Here is a 20,325-nt window from a genome sequence, read left to right as displayed (position 1 = left end):
GACTGGCGCAGCGCATCAAAAGCGGACCCTTGGGTGAAGCCCTCCAACTATGCCGGGGAAAGCCTCAACACTTCCTTAAGCTTCCTACGCCCCGCCTTACGGCGCCGCGAGGAAGTCCCGCGCTGCCAGCAGTTCCTCGCGACGGATCTCGTGGCCGCCCTCATGCCAGACAAGGCTGACCTCCGCCCCTTGCGCCGAAAACCAGTCGGCCAGCGCCTGGCTCGCCGGCGCCGGGCAGATCGGGTCGCGCCGACCCGCCGTGATCAGGATGCGCCGGCCTGCAAGCCCCGTCTGGTCGGGCGGGGTGAAAGGAATGAGCGGATGCATCAAGACCGCGCGGTCAAAGAGCGCCGGGCGGGCAAAGAGCACGCTGGCAAGGATGTTGGCGCCGTTCGAATAGCCCAGCCCCGCCACCAGCGCGGGCCTTGAGGCACCGAGCCTCTCATTTACGAACTGCCCCATCTTGTCGGTGCCGCGCTTGAGGTCCGCCATGTCGTAGCGGCCTTCGGCGAGGCGGCGGAAATAGCGCGCGGCTCCTCCCTCGGACACGTCCCCGCGCGGCGCGATGCGGCGGGCTCCGGGCAGCAGTTCGGCGGCCAGATCGGTGAACTGGTGCTCGTCCCCGCCCGTGCCGTGAAAGAGAAAGAGGGCAGGAGACTGGGCCGTCGCACCCGGCAGGTCGAGATGGATATAGGGGGCTGCGCTCATCGGCCGTCTCCTTGCATGTCGATGACGGTGATGCCCACCGCCCGGTTGTGGGTGAAATCCTCAAGCGCCGCGCCCGCTTGCGCAAGGCCGATGCGTCGCGTCACCAGCCGGCCCGGATCGATCCGCCCGCCCGCGACCATGGCAAGCAGCGGCGGGAACCGCTTTGCGGCCATGCCACGAGATCCGTGTATGGAAATCTGGCGCGAGTAGATCAGTTCGAGCAGCGGCAATTCCACCCTCTCGTGCCGTCCGGTCGGCATGCCCAGCTGCACATAGCGCCCCAGCTTGCGCAGCCCGCGCAGGGCATCGTGGAAGGTTTCGCTGCGCCCCAACGCGTCGATGGCAAGATCGGCGCCCCCGCCGGTCACCTCGCGCACGGCGATGCCGACATCATCGGTCTCAGCGGCGTTGAGAGTAGCCGTCGCGCCCAGCGATCTGGCCATGGCAAGCGCGTCGGGATTGACATCCACGGCCAGCACCCGCGCCCCCATCGCCGCCCCGAGCATCACGGCCGAAAGCCCCACTCCGCCGCTGCCATGGATGGCGAGCCACTCCCCCGGCCGCAATCCGCCACGATCGGTGAGGCCGCGAAAGGCCGTCGTCACCCGGCAGCCCATGCCGGCCACCGCCACCGGATCGAGCCCCTCGGGCAGGCGCACGAGGTTGAAATCGGCATGCGGCACCGCCAGCAATTCGGCAAAGGCGCCCCAGGCCGAAAAGCCCAGCACATGCTGGGCATTGCAAATGGTGGGCTCGCCGCCCACGCAGTCGGGGCAGACCCCGCAGGACAGGATGAAGGGCGCCGTCACCCGGTCGCCCGGCGCAAAGCTAAGGCAATCGGGGCCCACCGCCACCACCTCGCCGGCAAATTCATGGCCCGGCACATGGGGCGGGGCGACATCGGCATCCATGCCCGTCCAGCCATGCCAGTCCGACCGGCAGACCCCGCAGGCCAGAACCCGCACCACCGCGCCATCGCGCGGGCAGTCGGGGTCGGGCACGGTCTCGACTGCAAGCGGTCCGTTATAGGCCCTGAACACTGCGGCCTTCATCGTCGCTCCCCCCTGTCAGACCTTGACCGCATGCGCGACCCGGCCGGCGGCCCCGAACACCCTCAGATAGCGGGCGATCTCCTCGGGTGAGCCGGTGGCCTTTTCGGGATTGTCGGACAGTTTCACCGCCGGCCGGCCATTGGCCTCCACCACCTTGCAGACCAGCGAAATCGGGTCGAGCCCGTGCCCGCCGCCCGGATCGCAGCCCTGGAAGTCATTGGTCAGGTTCGTGCCCCAGCCGAACGACATGCGCACCCGGCCCTCGAAATGCCGATAGGTCTCTTCGATGGTTTCGACATCGAGACCGTCCGAAAAGATCAGCAGCTTGTCGCGCGGGTCGTGGCGGTGATGCTGCCAGAACGCCATGATGAGTTCGCCTGCTTCGATGGGCGGCATGCTGTCGGGGCGAAAGCCCGTCCAGTCCGCCACCCAGGCCGGGGCATCGGCGAGAAAGGCGCGCGTGCCGAAGGCGTCGGGCAGGACGATCTGCAGATTGCCGCCATAATACTGGTTCCAATCCTGCAGCACCTGGTAGGGCGCGGCGCGCAGGGCCGCATCGTTGGGCGCGAGCGCCGCCAGCACCATCGGCAGCTCATGCGCATTGGTGCCCAGAGCCTCGAGATCGGTGTCCATGGCGAGGAGCACGTTGGAGGTGCCGGTGAGCGCCTCGCCCAGCCCCTCCTTGAGCGCCTCCACGCACCAGCGCTGCCAGAGAAAACTGTGGCGCCGCCGCGTGCCGAAATCGGAAATCCTGAGCTCGGGCAAAGCCTTGAGCCGATCGACCTTGGACCACATCTTGGCCTTGGCGCGGGCATAGAGCACATCGAGCGCGAACGGACCCATCGCCTTCATCGCGGCGCGGCTGCGCAACTCGTTGATGATCGCGAGCGCCGGAATTTCCCACATCGTCGTGTGGGTCCAGGGTCCGGCAAATCGGAGCTCGAACTGCCCGTCACGCCGGCTGAGCTCGTAGTCGGGCAGCTGGAAATCCTCGAGCCAGTGGAGGAATTCGGGCGCAAAGATCTGCCGCGACCCGTAAAAGCTGTTGCCCGCGAGCCAGATCTTTTCCTTCTTTGTCAGCTTGAGGGTACGCACATGGTCGAGCTGGGCCCGAAGCTCGCCCTCGTCGATCTCCTCGGCGAGCCGCACGCCGCGCGTGCGGTTGATGAGCTGGAATGTCGTCTCGACCTTGGGGTAGAGCCCCCAGATCATCTGCAGCATCAAGAGCTTGTAGAAATCCGTGTCGAGCAGGCTGCGCACGATCGGATCGAGCTTCCAGGTGTGGTTGTAGACCCGCTGGGCGATATCGATCCGCGCCATGACCTTCGACTAGCCCTCTGCCTTGTAAATCCGCCCGCTGCGGTGCCCCCAGGCGTTTAGCAGCAACCGGCGGCGCTGTCGCGGGGGCTGGCGCGGCGCGATCAGCCGGCCATGCCCAGCCGCTTCTCGATGCCGGCGATCTCGACCGCGATCATGTCGGCGACCTTTGCAAGCTCGGCTTCCCCCAGCCGGTCGCGCAGGCCCGAGACGCTGATGGCCGCACACACCGCGCCCAGGGGATCAAAGATCGGCACGGCGACGCAATGGGCACCCTGCTCCATCTCCTCGAGATCGAGCGAACGCCGCGTCTGCCGGATGCGGTCGAGCTCGGCCAGAAGCGTTGCCCGGTCGGTTATGGTGCGCGGCCCGATCGGGGTCATGGGCGCTTCGAGCGCCAGGGCCGCCCGCGCCGGATCGAGAAAGGCGAGGATCGCCTTGCCCACCGCCGTGGCGTGATAGGGCGCCAGCGTGCCCGAATAGGAGGTGAGGCGGATCTGGTGCCCGCCCTCGCGGCTATCCACGATGATCGCCGTATCCCCCATCGGCACGGCGAGGTTGACCGTCTCGCGCGTATCCCGGCAAAGCCGCTCCAGCGCATCGCGCGACACATCGAGCAGGCTGTTCTGCCGCTGTGCCGAGAGCCCCAGCATCAGGCTGCGCGGCCCCAGCCGATAGGCGCGGCTGTCCTTGTCCTGGGTGACATAGCCCAGGCTGACCAGCGTGCCCACGAGGTTGAACACCGTGGTCTTGTTGAGCTTGACCGCAGCCGAGAGCTCGGCGAGCCGCACCCCTTCCCGCCCTGCCGCCATCACCCGCCCCAGAATGGCGTCGGCGCGGGCGAGCGACTGGATGCGGGGGGCGCTGTTCATGGGCAAAGCACTCTTGCACGATCTGGAACAAGGCCTGTTGTGTCGCGCCACCGGCCCCGCGTCAACGCGACAAATCCTCGGATTTCAGCGCCCGAGCCGTTCCACATTGTCCATCGATGGGCTCATTCCTGCGGAGCGCTGACCCGGCCGGTCCGTGCTCTCAGCGCGGCCGCTGCGCCCGCATCTGTTCCACGATATGCAGGCCCGAGCCGCGCACATGGCGCGCGATGATCTCCCCGCACAGGATGGCATCATGGGCTTTGAGCGCCGCGATTAGTTCGCGATGCTCGCTGAGGATCGCCGCCTTCCTGTGCAGCGAGAAGCGGAAATTGCGGCTGATCGCGCCCAGGATCTCGCGATGCTTCCACCACAGGTCCACGGCGTGGCGGTTATAGTGCCGGTCGTAGAATACCCGGTGGAAACGGGTATCGAGCGCGTTGTGGCGCGACTGGTCCGAGAAATTGAGCGCCTCGATCTCGTCCTGGATGGCTTCGAGCTCGGCGATGTCGCCATCGGTGGCAAGGCTCACGAACCAGCTGGTGAGATAGGGCTCGATCAGCACCTCCATCTCGAAGATATCGCGCACGAAATTCTCGTCGATCTCGCGCACCCGCGCCCCGCGATTGGGCGCGATCACCACGAAGCCCTCGCCGCGCAATTGCTGCAGCGCCTCGCGCACCGGATTGGTGGAGGACCCGTAGCGCGCCGCCAGCGCGGAAACCTTGAGCCGCTCATTGGCCCCCAGCCGACCCCCGAGGATATCCTCGCGGATCAGCTCGTAGATGCTGTTGGCCTCGAAGGGCGTCGCCTCTTCGATGGCAGGGTTCGGGACTTTGGCGAGCACAGCGGTCATGAGGGGCTTTTACCCGGACTCGCGGGGCCGCGCCAAGTGCTGGTTTGAGGATTTCATACACCTGCATTGACAGATAATGTACGATCTGCGAGCGTTCATCCATCGAGCGCGGGCTTAACCGCGCCGCTCCGGGAGGGTCAGCAGGGACCGCGTGCCATCACATGGCCCGCGCACGGCCTTTCATCCTCCCATTCTGATGCGCACGGCCCGTACACGGGCCGCCGGCCCTCGGTTCGCGAGCGGCCCGAAAAGGAGGAGTTCGATGATTTTAAGCCCGACGCGTCGCGGACTGATCGCGGCAATTTCCAGCGTGGCCCTTTCGCTGGCCCTGATGGGCGGCGCCCTCGCCCAGACCTACACCCAGTCTCCCACCCTCGATGACGAGGTCGCGGCCGGCACCCTGCCGCCGGTTGCCGAGCGCCTGCCCGCCAATCCCTTCGTCGAGACCATGATCGATGGCATCGGGACCTATGGCGGCACGCTGCGCACCACCATCCTCGCCAATGGCGACCACTACAACCTGACCCGCACCGTGGCCAACGAAGTGCTGGTGCGCTGGGACCCCACCTGGACCAGCGTCGGCCCCTCGATCGCCGAGGCCTTCACCGCATCCGAGGATGCCACCACCTTCACCTTCACCCTGCGCGAGGGCATGAAGTGGTCTGACGGCGCGCCCTTCACCGTCGACGACATCATGTTCTGGTACGAAGACGTGTTCATGAACGAGGCACTGACCCCGTCTAAGAGCCCGGTCTTCGTGGCGGGCGGCGAGCCGGTCAAGGTCACCCGCATCGATGACCGTACCGTCGAGTTCAAGTTCAGCCAGCCCTATGGGCTCTTCCTGCAGCAGCTGGCCTATGGCCAGGGCCATCACCCGGTCATCTACCCCAAGCACTATCTCAGCCAGTTCCACGACAAGTACAACAAGGACGGCATCCCCGCCTTGCTCGCCGCCAATCCGGCCGCGGCCGACTGGGTGGCGCTCTTCAATTCCAAGGTGTCGCTGACCTTCCAGCCGCCCTTCTGGCAGAATCTCGAGTTGCCCACCCTCAATCCCTGGGTGCTCACCATTCCTTATGCCGACAGCGAGCGCGTCGCGGTCACCCGCAATCCCTATTACTGGAAGGTCGATCCCGAGGGGAACCAGCTGCCCTATATCGAGGGCATCGAGTGGGCCAAGCTCGATGATCCGCAGCTGATGGTGCTGCGCATGACCTCGGGCGAGCTCGATTTCGCCTTCCGCCACATCAACAACGCCACCTTCCGCTCGGTGCTGTTCGATGGCCAGCAGCAGGGCGACTATCGCTTCGTCGACGTCAAGGACCTGCCGGCCAATGACGCGGTGCTGATGCTCAACCTCAACATCGCCGACCCGGTCAAGAACGAGATCTTCAACGACAAGGATTTCCGCATCGCGCTCTCCCATGCCATCGACCGGCAGGAGATCATCGACCTGATCTATGTGGGCCAGGGCACCCCGGCCCAGGTGGCCCCGCAGCCCGAGCATGAGCTCTATGACGAGCGCATGTCCAAGCAGTATACCGAGTTCGACCCGGCCAAGGCCAACGAGATTCTCGACACCATCATGCCCAACAAGGACGCCGAGGGCTATCGCCTCGGGCCTGACGGCAACCGCTTCACCATCAACTTCATGGTGGCGGACGTGTTCGGGCTCTCCTATCCCGACGTGATGCAGCTCGTGCAGGGCTATGCCAAGGATGTGGGCATCGACATCCAGATCCGCACCACCGATCGGGCGCGGCTCAACACCATGTGGTACGCGAACGAGCAGGAAGCCTATATCTGGAACTGCGTGGGCGGGCTGTCGGAAGCCTATACCGACGTGCGCTGCTACATGCCGTTCCTCAAGGCCGACATCTTCTTTGCCACCCGCTGGTCCGAATGGTACTCGGATCGCTCGACCGGAGAGGAGCCCCCGGCCTCGGTGCAGGCCCTGATGGCCGCCTATGACGACGTCACCCGCGCCGTCACCGACGAAGATCGCCTGGCCAAGATGAAGACCTTCCTGTCGCTCTCGGCCGACGAGTTCTTCCATGTCGGCATCTCGAGCCCCAAGCCCAAATACATGATGGTCTCGAACCGCCTGCGGAACGTCGTGGATGGCATCCCCATCACCGGCAATCTCTGGCACCCGGCGCCCACCCTCACCCAGTGGTACTTCGCCGAATAAGCCTCCTCCCCGGCCGCCCCCGCCACCCGGCCCCCGGCTGGCGGGGGCGGAAGGGAAGCCCCCGGGAAGAGCCCCCGCCCCGCATGCCGAAGCCCTTCGGGCTCATCGGGACGAGCGCCCGGCCACACCAACCCCGAAAGGAGGCGCACCATGTTCCTGACGTTTCTCCTCAAGCGCCTTCTTTACGTCATCCCGACGCTGATCGCCGTCTCGATCGTCGCCTTTATAATCATCCAGCTGCCCCCCGGGGACTATCTCACGACGCTGATGGCCGACTGGGCCAGCCAGGGCGGCGCGGTGGAAGCCGGCACGCTCGCCGCCATGCGCGAGCGCTACGGGCTCGATCAGCCGATCTGGGTGCAGTACTGGAAATGGGTGGGCGGCATCATCACCGCCGGCGATTTCGGCATTTCCTTCGATCTCAACCGGCCCGTCGCCGATGTCATCTGGAACCGGCTGGGCTTCTCGTTCCTGCTCGCCGGCATCACCGTCATCTTCTGCTGGGCCCTTGCCGTGCCCATCGGCATCCTTTCGGCAGTGCGGCAATATTCCATCACGGATTACACCGCCACCTTCCTCGCCTTCTTCTTCCTCGCGGTGCCCAATTTCCTTCTGGCGCTGGTCTCGATGTATGTGGTGGCCACCTATTTCGGCCAGTCGGTGGGCGGGCTGTTTTCCCCCGCCTATATCGATGCGCCCTGGAGCTGGGGCAAATTCGTCGATTTCCTCGCCCATATCTGGCTGCCGGTGGTGGTTATCGGCACGGGCAACCTCGCGGCGCTGATCCGCGTCATGCGCGCCAATCTCCTCGATGAGGTCAACAAGCCCTATGTCGTCACCGCCCGGGCCAAGGGCATGTCAGAGCTCGAGCTGCTGCTGCGCTATCCGGTGCGCATGGCGCTCAACCCCATGCTTTCCACGCTGGGCTGGGTCCTCCCCACCGTGATTTCGGGTGAGATCCTCGTTTCGGTGGTCATGAGCCTGCCCACCACCGGGCCGCTGCTGCTGCGGGCGCTGCTCGCCCAGGACATGTACCTGGCCGGATCGCTGATCCTGCTGATCTCGGTGCTCACCGTCATCGGCACGCTGGTCTCCGATATCCTCCTTGCCATCGCCGACCCGCGGATCCGCCTCTCATGACCGACACCGCGCACCTGCCCCCCTCCGGCCTCGACCATGCCGACATCAATCCCAAAAGCCAGCAGATCGCCGTTGCCGGCCAATGGCGGCTGTTCTGGCTCAAATTCCTCAAGCACCGGCTGGCCGTGGCCAGCCTCGTAGTGGTGCTGTTCCTCTATCTCGTCGCGCTGCTTGCCGATTTCATCGCGCCCTACGACCCCAACGCCACCAATGCGCGCTTCACCTATGCCCCGCCCCAGGCGCTCGGGCTTTTCCTCGATGGCGGGTTTGCCCCGCATGTCGATGGGCTGGAGATGACGCTCAACACGGAATCCATGCGGCGGGAATTCTCGAGCGATCCGGAGAACCCGGTGCGGATCGGCCTTTTCGTGCCCACCCAGCCCTATGCGCTGTTCGGCGTCATCCCGATGGACAGGAAGCTGATCGGCCCCCTCGAGCCCGGGCCCCGCGCCTCGATGTTCCTCTTCGGGGCCGACCGGCTCGGCCGCGACATCTTCTCGCGGGTGGTGCATGGCTCGCGCATCTCGCTCTCGATCGGCCTCGTGGGCGTGGCGGTGAGCCTCGTGCTCGGGGTGCTGATCGGCGGGGTCTCGGGCTATTTCGGCGGCGTCGTCGATACCGTCATCCAGCGCGTCATCGAGTTCCTGCGCTCCATTCCCACCATCCCCCTATGGATGGGGCTGGCAGCCGCCATACCCGTCTCCTGGCCGCCTTTGCAGACCTATTTCGTCATCACCGTCATCGTCTCGCTGATCGGCTGGACGAGCCTTGCACGCGAGGTGCGCGGCAAGTTCCTGTCGCTGCGCAACGAGGATTTCGTCACGGCCGCCCGGCTCGATGGCATGAGCGAGCTCGGCATCATCACCAACCATCTCGTGCCCTCGTTCATGAGCCACATCATCGCGACCCTGACGCTGGCCATCCCCACGATGATCCTGGCCGAAACCGCCCTCTCCTTCCTCGGCATCGGCCTGCAGCCGCCCATCGTCTCCTGGGGCACGCTGTTGCAGGAGGCCCAGAACATCCGCGCCGTGGCGCAGGCACCCTGGCTGCTGTTTGTGCCCGGCACCGCCATCGTGCTCGCCGTGCTCTCGCTCAACTTCCTCGGCGATGGCCTGCGCGATGCCGCCGACCCCTATGAGCAGCAGTCATGAGCGCGCTCCCCGAAACGCCGGTCCTCTCGGTCCGCGACCTCGCCACCCATTTCCCCACCCGCACGGGGCTCGTTAAGGCAGTCGATGGCGTGTCCTTCGACCTTCATCGCGGCAAGACGCTCTGCGTGGTTGGGGAATCGGGCTCGGGCAAATCGATCACCGCCCGATCCATCCTCCAGATCGTCGACCGGCCCGGCCGCATCGTCTCGGGCACCATGGTGCTCAACCGGCCCGACGGCACGAGCGTCGACCTCGCCGGCCTCGATCCGCGCGGCAAGCCGATCCGCTCGGTGCGCGGCCGCGAGATCGCGATGATCTTCCAGGAGCCGATGTCCTCCCTCTCGCCCATCCACAAGGTCGGCGTGCAGATCGGGGAAGGCCTGCGCATCCATTTCGGTACGCGGCCCGAGGAGCGCCGCCGCCGCGTCATCGAGCTTTTGCGTCAGGTCGAAATCCCCGATCCCGAGCGGGCCATCGACCGGTACACCTTCGAGTTCTCGGGCGGCATGCGTCAGCGCGTCATGATCGCGATGGCGCTCGCCTGCAATCCCTCGATCCTGATCGCCGACGAGCCCACCACCGCGCTCGACGTCACCACCCAGGCCGAGATCCTCGATCTCATCAAACGGCTTCAGGCCGCCCACGGCATGGCGGTGATGTTCATCACCCACGACATGGGCGTGGTCGCCGAGATCGCCGACGAAGTGCTGGTGATGTATCGCGGCAAGGTCATGGAGCGCGGGCCCGCAGCCCAGGTGTTTCACGCCCCGCAGGACCCCTATACGCGCATGCTGATCGGATCGGTCGTCCGCCTGGAGCAGAAGGCCGAGGCCCGCCGCGACCGCCCTGCCCCCGCCGCCACCGAACCGCTGCTCGCCGTCTCGCACCTCTCGATGGTCTTCGGCAACGGCGTCAAGGCGCTCGACGATGTCTCGCTCACCGTCCGCCCGGGAGAAACGCTCGGCATCGTGGGGGAATCGGGCTCGGGCAAGACCACCATGGGCCGCTGCCTGCTGCGCGTCTACGAGGCCCAGTCCGGCACCATCGACCTCAAGCTCGCCGATGGCCGGCATGTCGATGTGCGCACCGCCGACCGGCAGAGCCTCAAGGCCGTGCGCCGCCAGATGCGGATGATCTTCCAGGATCCGGTCGGCTCGCTCAATCCGCGCAAGACCGTCGCCGACATCATCGCCGAGCCCCTCCGTCTCGCCGGCGTGCCGCGCCGCGAGCGGCAGGAGCGCGTCATCGGGCTCATGGAGCAGGTGGGACTCGAACCGGCCTGGCGCGAGCGCTATCCGCACGCCTTTTCGGGCGGCCAGCGCCAGCGCATCGGCATCGCCCGCGCCATCGCGGTCCAGCCGCGGCTGATCGTGGCCGACGAGGCGACCTCGGCGCTCGATGTGTCGCTGCGCGCCCAGATGCTCGACCTGATGATAAAGCTGCAGGACGAGCTCGGGCTCGCCTTCATCTTCATCTCCCACGACATGTCGGTCATCCGCTACATGTGCGACCGCGTCGCGGTGATGTATCGCGGCAGGATCGTCGAGACCGGGCCGACCGAAGAGGTCACCACCCGGCCCACCCACGACTATACCCGCGCCCTGCTCTCGGCCATTCCCAACCCCGACCCCGACAACCGCCGGCTCTCGGGCCGGTTCCGTTACCAGGCACAGGCCTTCTCATGAAAATCACCGATATCCGCGTCATCGTCACCTGCCCGGGGCGCAATTTCGTCTCGGTCAAGATCGTCACGGACGAGGGGCTACACGGGGTGGGCGATGCCACCCTCAATGGCCGCGAACTGGCCGTGGCCACCTATCTCACCGAGCATGTGGTGCCCACCCTCATCGGGCGCGACCCGCACCGCATCGAGGATATCTGGCAGTATCTTTATCGCGGCGCCTATTGGCGGCGCGGCCCGGTGACCATGGCGGCCATCGCCGCCATCGATACCGCGCTCTGGGACATCAAGGCCAAGGCCGCCGGCATGCCGCTCTATCAGCTGCTGGGCGGCGCCTCGCGCGACAGGCTGCTCGTCTATTCGCATGCCCAGGGCACCACCATCGAGGAGGCGGTCGAGAATTTCGGGCGCAAGCATGAGCTGGGCTACCGCGCCATCCGCGCCCAGACCGGCCTGCCGGGCATGCCCCATGTCTATGGCACCGGCCCCTATTCGGTCACCAACGATGCCGATCTCGACGCCATGCCGCGCGAGGAGGTATGGTCGACCAGCAAATATCTCAACTACATCCCCGGCCTCTTCGAAGCCCTGCGCAGGACCTATGGCTGGGATGTCGAACTGCTCCACGATTCCCACCACCGCCTCACCCCCATCGAGGCGGCGCGGCTGGGCAAGGATCTCGAGCCCTATCGCCTGTTCTGGCTCGAGGATGCGGTGGCAGCCGAGCATCAGGAAGGCTTCCGCCTCATCCGCCAGCACACCACCACCCCGCTTGCCGTGGGCGAGGTGTTCAACACCATCTGGGATGCTCGGCTGCTGATCTCCGAGCAGCTCATCGACTATATCCGCATGACCACGGTGCATGCCGGCGGCGTCACGCCCATGCGCAAGATCGCCGACTTCGCCGCCATCTACAATGTGCGCACCGGCGCCCATGGCGCCATGGACATGTCGCCCATCTGCCTCGGCGCCAACGCGCATCTGGGGATGTGGGCGCCCAATTACGGCATCCTCGAATATGCCGGCTATTCCGAGGAGATGCTCGAGGTCTTCCCCCATGCCTGGCGCTTCGAGAAGGGCGATCTCTACCCCGGCGAGGCGCATGGCCACGGCGTCGACATCAACGAAGAGCTGGCGGCGAAATATCCCTACAAGCGCGCCTACCTGCCGGTGAACCGTCTCGAAGACGGCACCCTCTGGCACTGGTAACCCCCATCCCCGCAAGGACGTATCCGATGAAGATCACCGCCATTCGCCCCTATGCCGTTTGGGTGGGCATCCGCAACCAGCTGGTCGTCAAGGTCGAGACCGATGAGGGGGTCTTCGGCTGGGGCGAGAGTGGCCTTTCGGGCCGCGAGAAGGCGGTCGTGGGGGCCATCGAGCACTACACGCAATTCCTCATCGGGCGCGATCCGTTCAAGATCGGCGCGCTCTGGCAGGAGATGTATCGCAGCCAGTATTTCGAGGGGGGCCGCGTGCTGACGGCCGCGATCTCGGCCATCGACATCGCGCTCCACGACATCAAGGGCAAGGCGCTCGGGGTGCCGGTCTACGAGCTCCTGGGTGGCCGGCAGCGCGACCGCATCCCCACCTTTGCCACCACGTTCGGGGAGCCGGGCGAGGAGATGATCGACCAGGCCCGGATGCTGGTCGAGCATGGCTGGACGGCCATGCGCCTCTCGCCCTCAGGCCATGAGCACAAGGATCTCTACGAGCCGCGCGAGCATATCGCCAAGACGGCCAAGTGGATGGCCAAGGCGCGCGAGGCCCTGGGCGACGAGGTTGTGCTGGGCATCGACTACCACCACCGCCTGTCGGTGGCCGAGGCGGCGAGCTTTTGCCAGAAAATGCCCAAAGGTACCCTCGATTTCATCGAGGAGCCGATCCGCGACGAGAGCCCCTCCGCCTATGAGGCGCTGCGCCGTATGACCGACATTCCCTTCGCCATCGGCGAAGAATTTTCCTCCAAATGGCAGTTCCTGCCCTTCATCGAACGCGACATCCACCAGTTCAACCGCATCGACATCTGCAATGTCGGGGGCCTGACCGAGGCGATGAAAGTGGCCGGCTGGTCCGAGGCGCATTATGTCGACATGATGCCTCACAACCCGCTCGGGCCGATCTGCACGGCCGCCAGCGTGCATTTCTGCGCTGCGGTGGCCAATTTCTCCTGGCTCGAATGCCGCGCCAGCCCGGCCGAAACGCATCTGGGCTTTGACAATTCCGAGTTCTTCCCGGTTCAGCCAAAGCTCGAAAAGGCCTGCTATGTGGTCTCCGATGCGCCGGGGCTGGGCATCGAGGTCAATGAGGACCTGATCGCCAAGCAAAGCTTCAAGTTCTGGGAAGCCCCGCATCTTTTCCGCCGCGATGGCTCCTATACCAACTGGTAGATGGTTCGGCGCGCGGACGTGAAAAGGCCCGGGATCGCTCCCGGGCCTTCGCATTTCAGTTGGATGACCTGTCGCGGTCCTCGCGCATCTCGAACCACATCGCGTTGAGGATGGCGAAGGTGCAGGCGAGGCCGACGCCCAGTATCCAGGCAAAATACCACATGGTCTGAAGCTCCTAGTAAGCGTTGGGGTTGCGTTCGAGGCTCTCGCTGGTCACCGGCCCGGCCATCACGCGGAACACCCAGCCGGTATAGGCGAGGATGATCGGCATGAAGACCAGCGTCACCGCCAGCATGATGAACAGCGTCAGCTGGCTCGACGACGCATCCCACACCGTGAGGCTCGCCGCCGGATTGGCCGAAGAGGGCAGGAGGAACGGAAAGAGCGACACGCCGGCCGTCGCAATGATGCCGAAGATCGAAAGGCTCGACGCGAGGAAGGCGATGCCCGGCCGGCCCACCCTGAGCAGGAGGAAGGCCCCCGCCGCCCCGAGAAGCCCTGCGAGCGGGGCCACCAGCATCCAGGGATGGGCGGCATAATTGGCCGTCCAGCCGCCCGTTACCAGCTCCACCGTCTTGCCCAGCGGGTTGGAGGGTCCGCCTGTCTCGATGAGGCTGGTGATGCGGTAGCCCGAAAGCCCGAACGTCACCCAGAGCCCGGCGAGTGCAAAGAGCACGAGGCTTGCAAGCGCCGTCTGCTGGCCATAGGTCCGCGCCCGTTCGGCGACGGCTCCTGTTGTGCGCAGCGCGATGACGGTCGCGCCCTGCGTCACCAGCATGGCGAGGCTGACGAGCCCGGCCAGCAATGCGAAGGGGGTCAGGAGCCCGAAGAAATGGCCCGTATAGAGCGGGCGCAGCGTATCATCGAGGGTAAAGGGAGCGCCGAGCAGCACATTGCCCACCGCCACCCCGAAGATCAGTGCCGGTACGAAGCCGCCCACGAACAGCGCCCAGTCCCACACCTGCCGCCAGCGCGCATCCTTGACCTTGCCGCGAAACTTGAAGCCCACCGGCCGCAGGATCAGCGCGAGGAGGATGACGATCATGGCGATGTAAAAGCCCGAAAAGCTCACCGCATAGAGCGGTGGCCAGGCGGCGAAGATGGCGCCGCCGCCCAGTACCAGCCAGACCTGGTTGCCCTCCCAGGTCGGGCCGCTCATGTTGAGCAGCACGCGCCGCTCCTCATCGGTGCGGGCGACGACGGGCAGCAGCGCGCCCACGCCCAGATCCATGCCGCCCATGATGCCGAAGCCGATCAGCAGCACGCCCAGAAGCGTCCACCAGATGAGCCGCAGGGTTTCGTAGTCGAGGGGAAGACCATCCATCATGTCACCTATTCGGCTGCTTGGGGAACGGCGCCGCGCGCGGGGGCGTCGAAGATCTCGGGGTCGGGCGACAGCAGCGATTTTTCTGGCGGTCCGGCCTTGATCACCCTGATCATCAGCCACGCCATCACCAGCGCAAGCACGGTGTAGAGCGAAACAAAGAAGGTGAGCGAGATCACCAGATCCCAGAAATTGAGGCTCGAAGCGGCATAGAAGGTGGGCAGCACGCCTTCCACCGCCCAGGGCTGCCGGCCATATTCGGCCACGAGCCAGCCCAGTTCGATGGCGAGCCAGGGCAGCGGCAGGGCCGCGACGCCGATCTTGAGCGCCAGCCGGCTGGTTTCGAGCCGGCCCGTCGAGGCCTTCCAGAACCAGTACGCGAAGAACGCGATAAAGAAGAAGCCCACCCCCACCATGATGCGGAAGCTCCAGAACAGCGGCCACACGTCGGGCACCGTGTCGAAGGCCGCAAGCGCGATCTCCTCGCCCGTGGCATTCTCGATGTCGCTGCGATAGCGCTTGAGCAGCAGCGCATAACCAAGGTCGGCCCAGTGATCGTCGAAGGTGGCACGCGCATCCTCGTCGGTCGGATTGGAGCGGATTGCCTGCAGCGCCTCATAGGCGATGAGCCCGGTCTCTATCCTGCCGGCCGCGTGCTCGACGAGTTCGGTGATGCCGGGCAGCTCCATGTCGAGCGAGCGCGTGGTGATCAGCCCCAGCACCCAGGGCAGCTTGACCTCGAAGGCCATCTCGCCCGGCTCGCGGCCGGGAATGGCAAAGAGCGTGAGGCCGGCCGGCGCCGGCTCGGTGTGATACATCGCCTCCATCGCGGCGATCTTCATCTTCTGGTGCTCGGTGGCGACATAGCCGCTCTCATCGCCTAAGACGACCACCGACAGCGCCGAGAGCAACCCGAAGCTTGCCGCCACCGCCATCGAGCGGCGCGCCAGTTCCTTGTGCCGGCCCCAGAGCAGAAAAAGCGCCGAAACCGAGAAGATGAACACCGCGCCGGTGACGTAACCGGCCGAGACCGTGTGCACGAATTTCGCCTGCGCCACGGGGTTGAAAATCACCTGCACGAAGTCCGTGATTTCCATGCGCATCGTGTCTGGATTGAACACGGATCCAACAGGATTCTGCATCCATCCATTGGCGATCAGGATCCACAGCGCCGAAAAATTTGCGCCCAGGGCCGTCAGCCAGGTCACGGTCAGGTGCCCGACTTTCGAGAGCCTGTCCCAGCCGAAAAAGAAGAGGCCGATGAACGTCGCCTCGAGGAAGAAGGCCATCAGACCTTCGATGGCGAGCGGGGCGCCGAACACGTCCCCGACATAATGGCTGTAATAGCTCCAGTTCATGCCGAACTGGAATTCCATCACGATACCGGTGGCCACGCCCATGGCGAAGTTGATGCCAAACAGCGTGCCCCAGAAGAGCGTCATCTTGCGCCAGATGTCGCGTCCCGTCATCACATAGACGCTCTCCATGATGGCCATCATGAAGGAAAGTCCGAGCGTCAACGGGACGAATATGAAGTGATACATCGCCGTGATGGCGAATTGCCATCGCGACAGTTCGACGACTGTCATGTCTATCATGGCGGCCTGCCCTCTGAAGTGCCCCGGCTGGGGGATCCTCTCCCCGATAATCCTCCCCGCCCCACCCGGCCTTGACCTGGATCAAGGCCCCCGGAATCGCCCCGGACTAGAACCGGTCGCATCCCAGGACCGGATAGCGACATGACCAGTTCGAACCCAGATGACCGCAAGGCCCAGCGCCGGACGCTCTCGCGTCTTGGCCACACGGACGGCCCGGCGCTGCGCCTTGCGATGGCGGCGCCGCTGCTCGGCGGCGTGCTTCTGGTCGTGCAAGCCTTTGTGCTGGCTCAGATTCTGGGCCGCACCCTGGTCGAAGGCGAGCTGCTCGCGAGCCTCTGGCCGCTGGTCGGCCTTGCCCTTGCACTGATGCTCATTCGCGCCGGCATCACCGCTGCCGGCGAGCGCTGGGGCATCCAAGCGGCCGAAGCGATCAAGCAGATGCTGCGCCTTTCACTGTTCGATGACCTCATGGCCAAGCCGCTCGATTTCACCGCCAGCCGCAGCAGCGGCGCGCTCGCGGCCACGGCCCTCGAACAGGTGGAGGCGCTTGATGGGTATTTCGCCCGCTACCTGCCGGCCATGGTTGCGGCGAGCGTGCTGCCGCTGGCCTTCTCCGCCGTTGTGATGCCGGTCGACTGGGTCGCAGGGCTGCTGTTCCTGCTCACCGCGCCGCTCATTCCGGTCTTCATGGCCCTTGCCGGCTGGGGTGCCGAAGCGGCGACAAAGGCCCAGGCCGGCGCGCTGACCCGGCTTTCGGGCCGCTTTGCAGACCGCCTGCGCGGCATCCTGACCCTCAAGCTCATGGGCCGGGCCGAAGCCGAAACCCACGCCATAGTCGAGGCCAGCGAAGAACTGCGTCGCCGGACCCTGTCGGTGCTGCGCATCGCATTCCTCTCATCGGCGGTGCTCGAATTCTTCGCGGCCCTCGGGGTCGCGGGCATCGCACTTTATGTGGGATTGACCTTCATCGGCTATCTGACGGTCAATCCCGAATTGTCGCTTGCCGGCGGGCTCTTCCTGCTCCTGATGGCCCCCGAAGTGTACCAGCCGCTGCGCGTGCTGGCCGCGCATTACCACGACCGCGCCGCCGCCCTCGCCGCCCTCGGCGAGATCGAGCGGCAGTTCGAGGCGGTGCCCGAAGGCGAGACGATCCGCCCGGCAACGTCGACTGCGCGCACCACCGCGCCGCACAAGGCGATCGGCTTTGCGGTGTCGGGGCTGAGATTGACCACCCCGGATGGCCGCGTGCCGCTGCTCCTCGATACGAGCGTCGAGATCGCGCCGGGCGAGCATGTGGCCCTGCTCGGAACCTCGGGTTCGGGCAAATCGACCCTGCTCGAGACCCTGGCGCGGCTGCGGCCAGCCAATGGCACGATCCTTTTGGGGGACAGGCTGCTCGCGAGCCTGCCGGAGGCACAGCTTCGCGCCGAACTTGCGCTGCTGGGGCAAAGGCCGCGGCTGTTTGCCGGCACCATCGCCCAGAATATCCGCCTCGGCCGGCCTGATGCTGGCGAAAGGGAGGTGGAGGCGGCCGCCCTGCGGGCCTGCGTCACCGATTTTGCCGGACTGCTGCCCAACTGGCTCGATGCGCGCATCGGCGAAGGCGGGCTGGGCCTTTCGGCCGGCGAGGCCAGCCGCGTCGCGCTGGCCCGGCTTTACCTCCTCGACCCGTCGGTGGTTTTGCTCGACGAACCCACCGCGCATCTCGACAGCGTCACGGAGCGGCGGGTCATCGAGGGTCTCGTCGATTTCTGCACCGGGCGCACCCTGCTGGTCGCAACCCATTCTCCGATCCTGGCTGGCGCGATGCAGCGCAGCCTGAGGCTCGCCGGCGAAAGGCTGCTGCCCAGCATCGCGCCGGTCCGCGCCGTCGCCGAGCCCCGCCGGGAGAGAGCATGATGAAAGCGCTGCTGACCTTTGTGCCCCTTGCCGCGCCGCGCTGGCGGCGGATGGCGCTCGCGCTCGTCTTGTCATTGATCACGCTTCTGGCAGGCATCGCCCTTTTGGGCGTATCGGGATGGTTCCTGACGGCAGCCTTCCTCACGACCGCGGGCGCGGCCTTCAATCTCTTCGTGCCCTCGGCTCTGGTGCGCGGGCTCTCCTTCATCCGCATCCTCGCGCGCTATGGCGAAAAGCTTGCAGGCCATGATGCGACGCTGAGGCTGCTTTCGGACCTGCGCGGCTGGAGTTTTGCCGCGCTCTTTCCCCGCCTGCCCCTGCCGGGACAGGGATTGCGCCACGGCGACCTCGTCTCGCGGCTGACCGCCGACATCGACGCGCTCGACACGGTGTTCCTCGTGGCGATCGGGCCTTTCGTGACGGCAGTGCTGGCGGGAGGGCTCGTTATTGCCGGGATGGCCATTTTCCTGCCCGAAGCGATCTGGGTCTACCTGCCGGGCTATCTGCTCGCGGTTCTCGGCATCCCGGCGCTCCTCGTGCTCCTGACGCAAAAGCCCGGTGCGGCGCTCGTTGCGGCCACGGCTTCTGCGCGGATCGGGCTGCTCGATGCGCTCGATGGCCGGCAGGACCTGATCGCCTTTGCCGCACTTCCCCACGCGCGTCAGGGCTTTGCGACCAGTGTCGCGGGGCTGGGCGTGGCACGCCGGCGGATCGGGACATGGCAGGCCCTCTCCGCCGCCGCGATCCAGGGCCTTGCGGGGCTGACCACGCTGGGGGTGCTGCTGCTCGGGCTCGAGCGCTTCGCGAGCCAAGGCATCGATGCCCCGGTGCTGGTGGGCCTGCTGCTGGCGGGGCTCGGCAGTTTCGAGGCCAGCGCCATGGGCGTGCGCGCCGTGGCCAAGCTTGGAGCGGCAAGTGCGGCGGCGCAGAGGCTCTCGGCCATGGCTGCGCTGCGCCCGGCGGTCGATCCGCCGCTCGTGCCCCAGCCCCGAGGCGACGACCTGACGCTGAGCCTTGACGGCGTCTGGTTCGGGCACGACGCGGAAAGGCCGGTGCTCAAGGGCGCGACCCATATCTTTGCCCCGGGCTCGCGCACGGCCATCATCGGGCTCAGCGGCGCCGGCAAGACAACGCTGCTGCACCTTCTTCTGAGGCTGTGCGACCCCGACCGCGGTGACGTGCGCCTGGGGGCAATCCGGCTTTGCGATATCGCCGAGGACGCGTTGCACAGCGCGATCGCGCTGCTGGGCAAGGATGCGCCGATCTTTGCCGACACCATTCGGGACAATCTCCGCATCGCCGCGCCCGAAGCCGATGACGCGGCGCTCTTTGCCGCGCTCGATGCCGCGCGGCTCGGCGATCACGTCCGCAGCCTGCCCAAGGGGCTCGATACGCTTCTGGGCGAAAGCGCCCAGACCCTGTCGAGCGGCCAGGCCCGTCGGCTTGCGCTCGCCCGCGTGCTGCTGACCAACGCGCCGATCCTCGTCCTCGACGAACCGACGGCCGGGCTCGATCGGGAAACCGAAGCGCAATTCCTGGCCGACCTCGGTGCCGCCACCGGCGGCCGGACCGTCATTCTCGCCACCCATGCCAGCCTGCCCGCCGGAGCCGTCGATACCGTCCTTTCGCTGCGCGACGGCAGGCTGGCGCCATTCGACCCAAGAGGCCTCTGATGCCATCCCTCGCGATCCTCATGGAATTCCAGACCTGCCAGAGCGACCAGCTTGCGCTGTGCGACGAACTCGAGGCGATTGCCGACGGACTGCCCGATGCCGTCGACCGGGAGGCCTGCCTGCAGGCGGCCCGTGCGGTGCTCAACGTGCTCTCGCGCAGCCGCGCCTTCGAGGAGGACCGGCTCTTTCCGACCCTCACGACCCTCGGCGCGGCCGGCACGCGGGACGGCCTCGACGAGACACTCGAGCATTTGCGCTTCGAGCATCTCTCGGACGCCTGCTTTGCCGAGGAGGTCTACGAGGCCCTGATGAGCCTGGGCCGCGGCGCACCCACCTTGCCTCCCAGCGCCGCAGGCTACATGCTGCGCGGCTTCTTTGAAGGGCTGCGCCGGCATCTTACATTTGAGAAGGCCTTCGTCCTGCCGCTGCTGAGCCAATGGAACGGCCCGACGCGCCACTGATTTCCCTCGTGA

The 20,325-nt window shown here is 66.1% G+C and carries 17 protein-coding genes; 9 read left to right on the top strand and 8 right to left on the bottom strand.

Annotation, left to right across the window (positions count from 1 at the left end; genetic code table 11):
- Positions 1-96: 96 nt before the first annotated feature.
- The 5 genes from BT183_RS18715 to BT183_RS18695 form a co-directional block, all read right to left on the bottom strand.
- Complete coding sequence (locus tag BT183_RS18715; RefSeq protein WP_072346467.1) at positions 97-708, bottom strand: alpha/beta hydrolase; 612 nt, start codon at positions 706-708, stop codon at positions 97-99.
- Entirely contained in the window at positions 705-1,760 is a 1,056-nt protein-coding gene (locus BT183_RS18710) for a zinc-dependent alcohol dehydrogenase family protein (RefSeq protein WP_072346465.1), read from the bottom strand. The genes BT183_RS18715 and BT183_RS18710 overlap by 4 nt, the downstream gene beginning before the upstream one ends.
- A 15-nt stretch (positions 1,761-1,775) precedes the next feature.
- The gene (gene pncB, locus BT183_RS18705; RefSeq protein ID WP_072346463.1) at positions 1,776-3,080 is read right to left on the bottom strand and encodes a nicotinate phosphoribosyltransferase; all 1,305 of its coding nucleotides are present in this window, start codon (positions 3,078-3,080) and stop codon (positions 1,776-1,778) included.
- Positions 3,081-3,181: 101 nt separating this feature from the next.
- Positions 3,182-3,949 carry an IclR family transcriptional regulator gene (locus tag BT183_RS18700; RefSeq protein ID WP_072346461.1) on the bottom strand — a complete coding sequence of 256 codons (768 nt, stop codon included), beginning with the start codon at positions 3,947-3,949 and terminating at the stop codon, positions 3,182-3,184.
- A 160-nt stretch (positions 3,950-4,109) separates the two neighbouring features.
- Complete coding sequence (locus BT183_RS18695) at positions 4,110-4,802, bottom strand: GntR family transcriptional regulator (RefSeq protein WP_072346459.1); 693 nt, start codon at positions 4,800-4,802, stop codon at positions 4,110-4,112.
- Between the two features lie 262 nt (positions 4,803-5,064).
- On the opposite strand from BT183_RS18695, the gene BT183_RS18690 reads away from it, so the two are divergent.
- The 6 genes from BT183_RS18690 (at position 5,065) to BT183_RS18665 (ending at position 13,358) form a co-directional block, all read left to right on the top strand.
- Positions 5,065-6,993 carry an ABC transporter substrate-binding protein gene (locus BT183_RS18690; RefSeq protein WP_072346457.1) on the top strand — a complete coding sequence of 643 codons (1,929 nt, stop codon included), beginning with the start codon at positions 5,065-5,067 and terminating at the stop codon, positions 6,991-6,993.
- Between the two features lie 150 nt (positions 6,994-7,143).
- On the top strand, positions 7,144-8,133 hold the full coding sequence (locus BT183_RS18685; protein ID WP_072346455.1) for an ABC transporter permease: 990 nt from the start codon (positions 7,144-7,146) through the stop codon (positions 8,131-8,133).
- Positions 8,130-9,287, top strand: coding sequence for an ABC transporter permease (locus BT183_RS18680; RefSeq protein ID WP_072346453.1), 1,158 nt, complete (start codon positions 8,130-8,132; stop codon positions 9,285-9,287). The genes BT183_RS18685 and BT183_RS18680 overlap by 4 nt, the downstream gene beginning before the upstream one ends.
- Positions 9,284-10,972 (top strand): ABC transporter ATP-binding protein, encoded by a 1,689-nt coding sequence (locus BT183_RS18675; protein WP_072346451.1) that lies wholly within the window; start codon positions 9,284-9,286, stop codon positions 10,970-10,972. Before BT183_RS18680 ends, BT183_RS18675 begins: the two co-directional genes overlap by 4 nt.
- Entirely contained in the window at positions 10,969-12,177 is a 1,209-nt protein-coding gene (manD, locus tag BT183_RS18670; protein ID WP_072346449.1) for a D-mannonate dehydratase ManD, read from the top strand. Before BT183_RS18675 ends, manD begins: the two co-directional genes overlap by 4 nt.
- A 26-nt stretch (positions 12,178-12,203) precedes the next feature.
- Positions 12,204-13,358 carry a mandelate racemase/muconate lactonizing enzyme family protein gene (locus tag BT183_RS18665; RefSeq protein WP_072346447.1) on the top strand — a complete coding sequence of 385 codons (1,155 nt, stop codon included), beginning with the start codon at positions 12,204-12,206 and terminating at the stop codon, positions 13,356-13,358.
- Positions 13,359-13,413: 55 nt separating this feature from the next.
- On the opposite strand, the gene cydX is transcribed toward BT183_RS18665, so the two are convergent.
- Genes cydX through BT183_RS18650 form a run of 3 tightly spaced genes read right to left on the bottom strand, consistent with a single transcriptional unit; the run spans position 13,414 to position 16,280 of the window.
- Positions 13,414-13,521: a cytochrome bd-I oxidase subunit CydX gene (gene cydX / locus BT183_RS18660; protein WP_072346445.1), complete on the bottom strand. Its 108-nt coding sequence runs from the start codon at positions 13,519-13,521 to the stop codon at positions 13,414-13,416.
- A 12-nt stretch (positions 13,522-13,533) separates the two neighbouring features.
- Entirely contained in the window at positions 13,534-14,682 is a 1,149-nt protein-coding gene (cydB, locus tag BT183_RS18655; RefSeq protein WP_072346943.1) for a cytochrome d ubiquinol oxidase subunit II, read from the bottom strand.
- Between the two features lie 8 nt (positions 14,683-14,690).
- Entirely contained in the window at positions 14,691-16,280 is a 1,590-nt protein-coding gene (locus BT183_RS18650; RefSeq protein ID WP_072346444.1) for a cytochrome ubiquinol oxidase subunit I, read from the bottom strand.
- 141 nt (positions 16,281-16,421) lie between these two features.
- Here BT183_RS18650 and cydD point away from each other — a divergent pair, with 141 nt between their 5' ends.
- Genes cydD through BT183_RS18635 form a run of 3 tightly spaced genes read left to right on the top strand, consistent with a single transcriptional unit; the run spans position 16,422 to position 20,313 of the window.
- Positions 16,422-18,179, top strand: a complete 1,758-nt coding sequence (gene cydD, locus BT183_RS18645) for a thiol reductant ABC exporter subunit CydD (RefSeq protein WP_084603693.1) — start codon at positions 16,422-16,424, stop codon at positions 18,177-18,179.
- Positions 18,176-19,852, top strand: a complete 1,677-nt coding sequence (gene cydC / locus BT183_RS18640; RefSeq protein ID WP_244545393.1) for a thiol reductant ABC exporter subunit CydC — start codon at positions 18,176-18,178, stop codon at positions 19,850-19,852. Before cydD ends, cydC begins: the two co-directional genes overlap by 4 nt.
- A complete protein-coding gene (locus BT183_RS18635; protein ID WP_072346442.1) occupies positions 19,852-20,313 on the top strand; it encodes a hemerythrin domain-containing protein in 462 nt (153 codons plus the stop codon). Before cydC ends, BT183_RS18635 begins: the two co-directional genes overlap by 1 nt.
- Positions 20,314-20,325 lie beyond the last annotated feature (12 nt).

Source organism: Devosia enhydra, from assembly GCF_900119845.1.
In the GTDB taxonomy this organism is placed as follows: Bacteria; Pseudomonadota; Alphaproteobacteria; order Rhizobiales; family Devosiaceae; genus FPKU01.
Note: the sequence above shows the minus strand (reverse complement) of the source record. Positions and strands in the feature narration are given on the sequence as shown.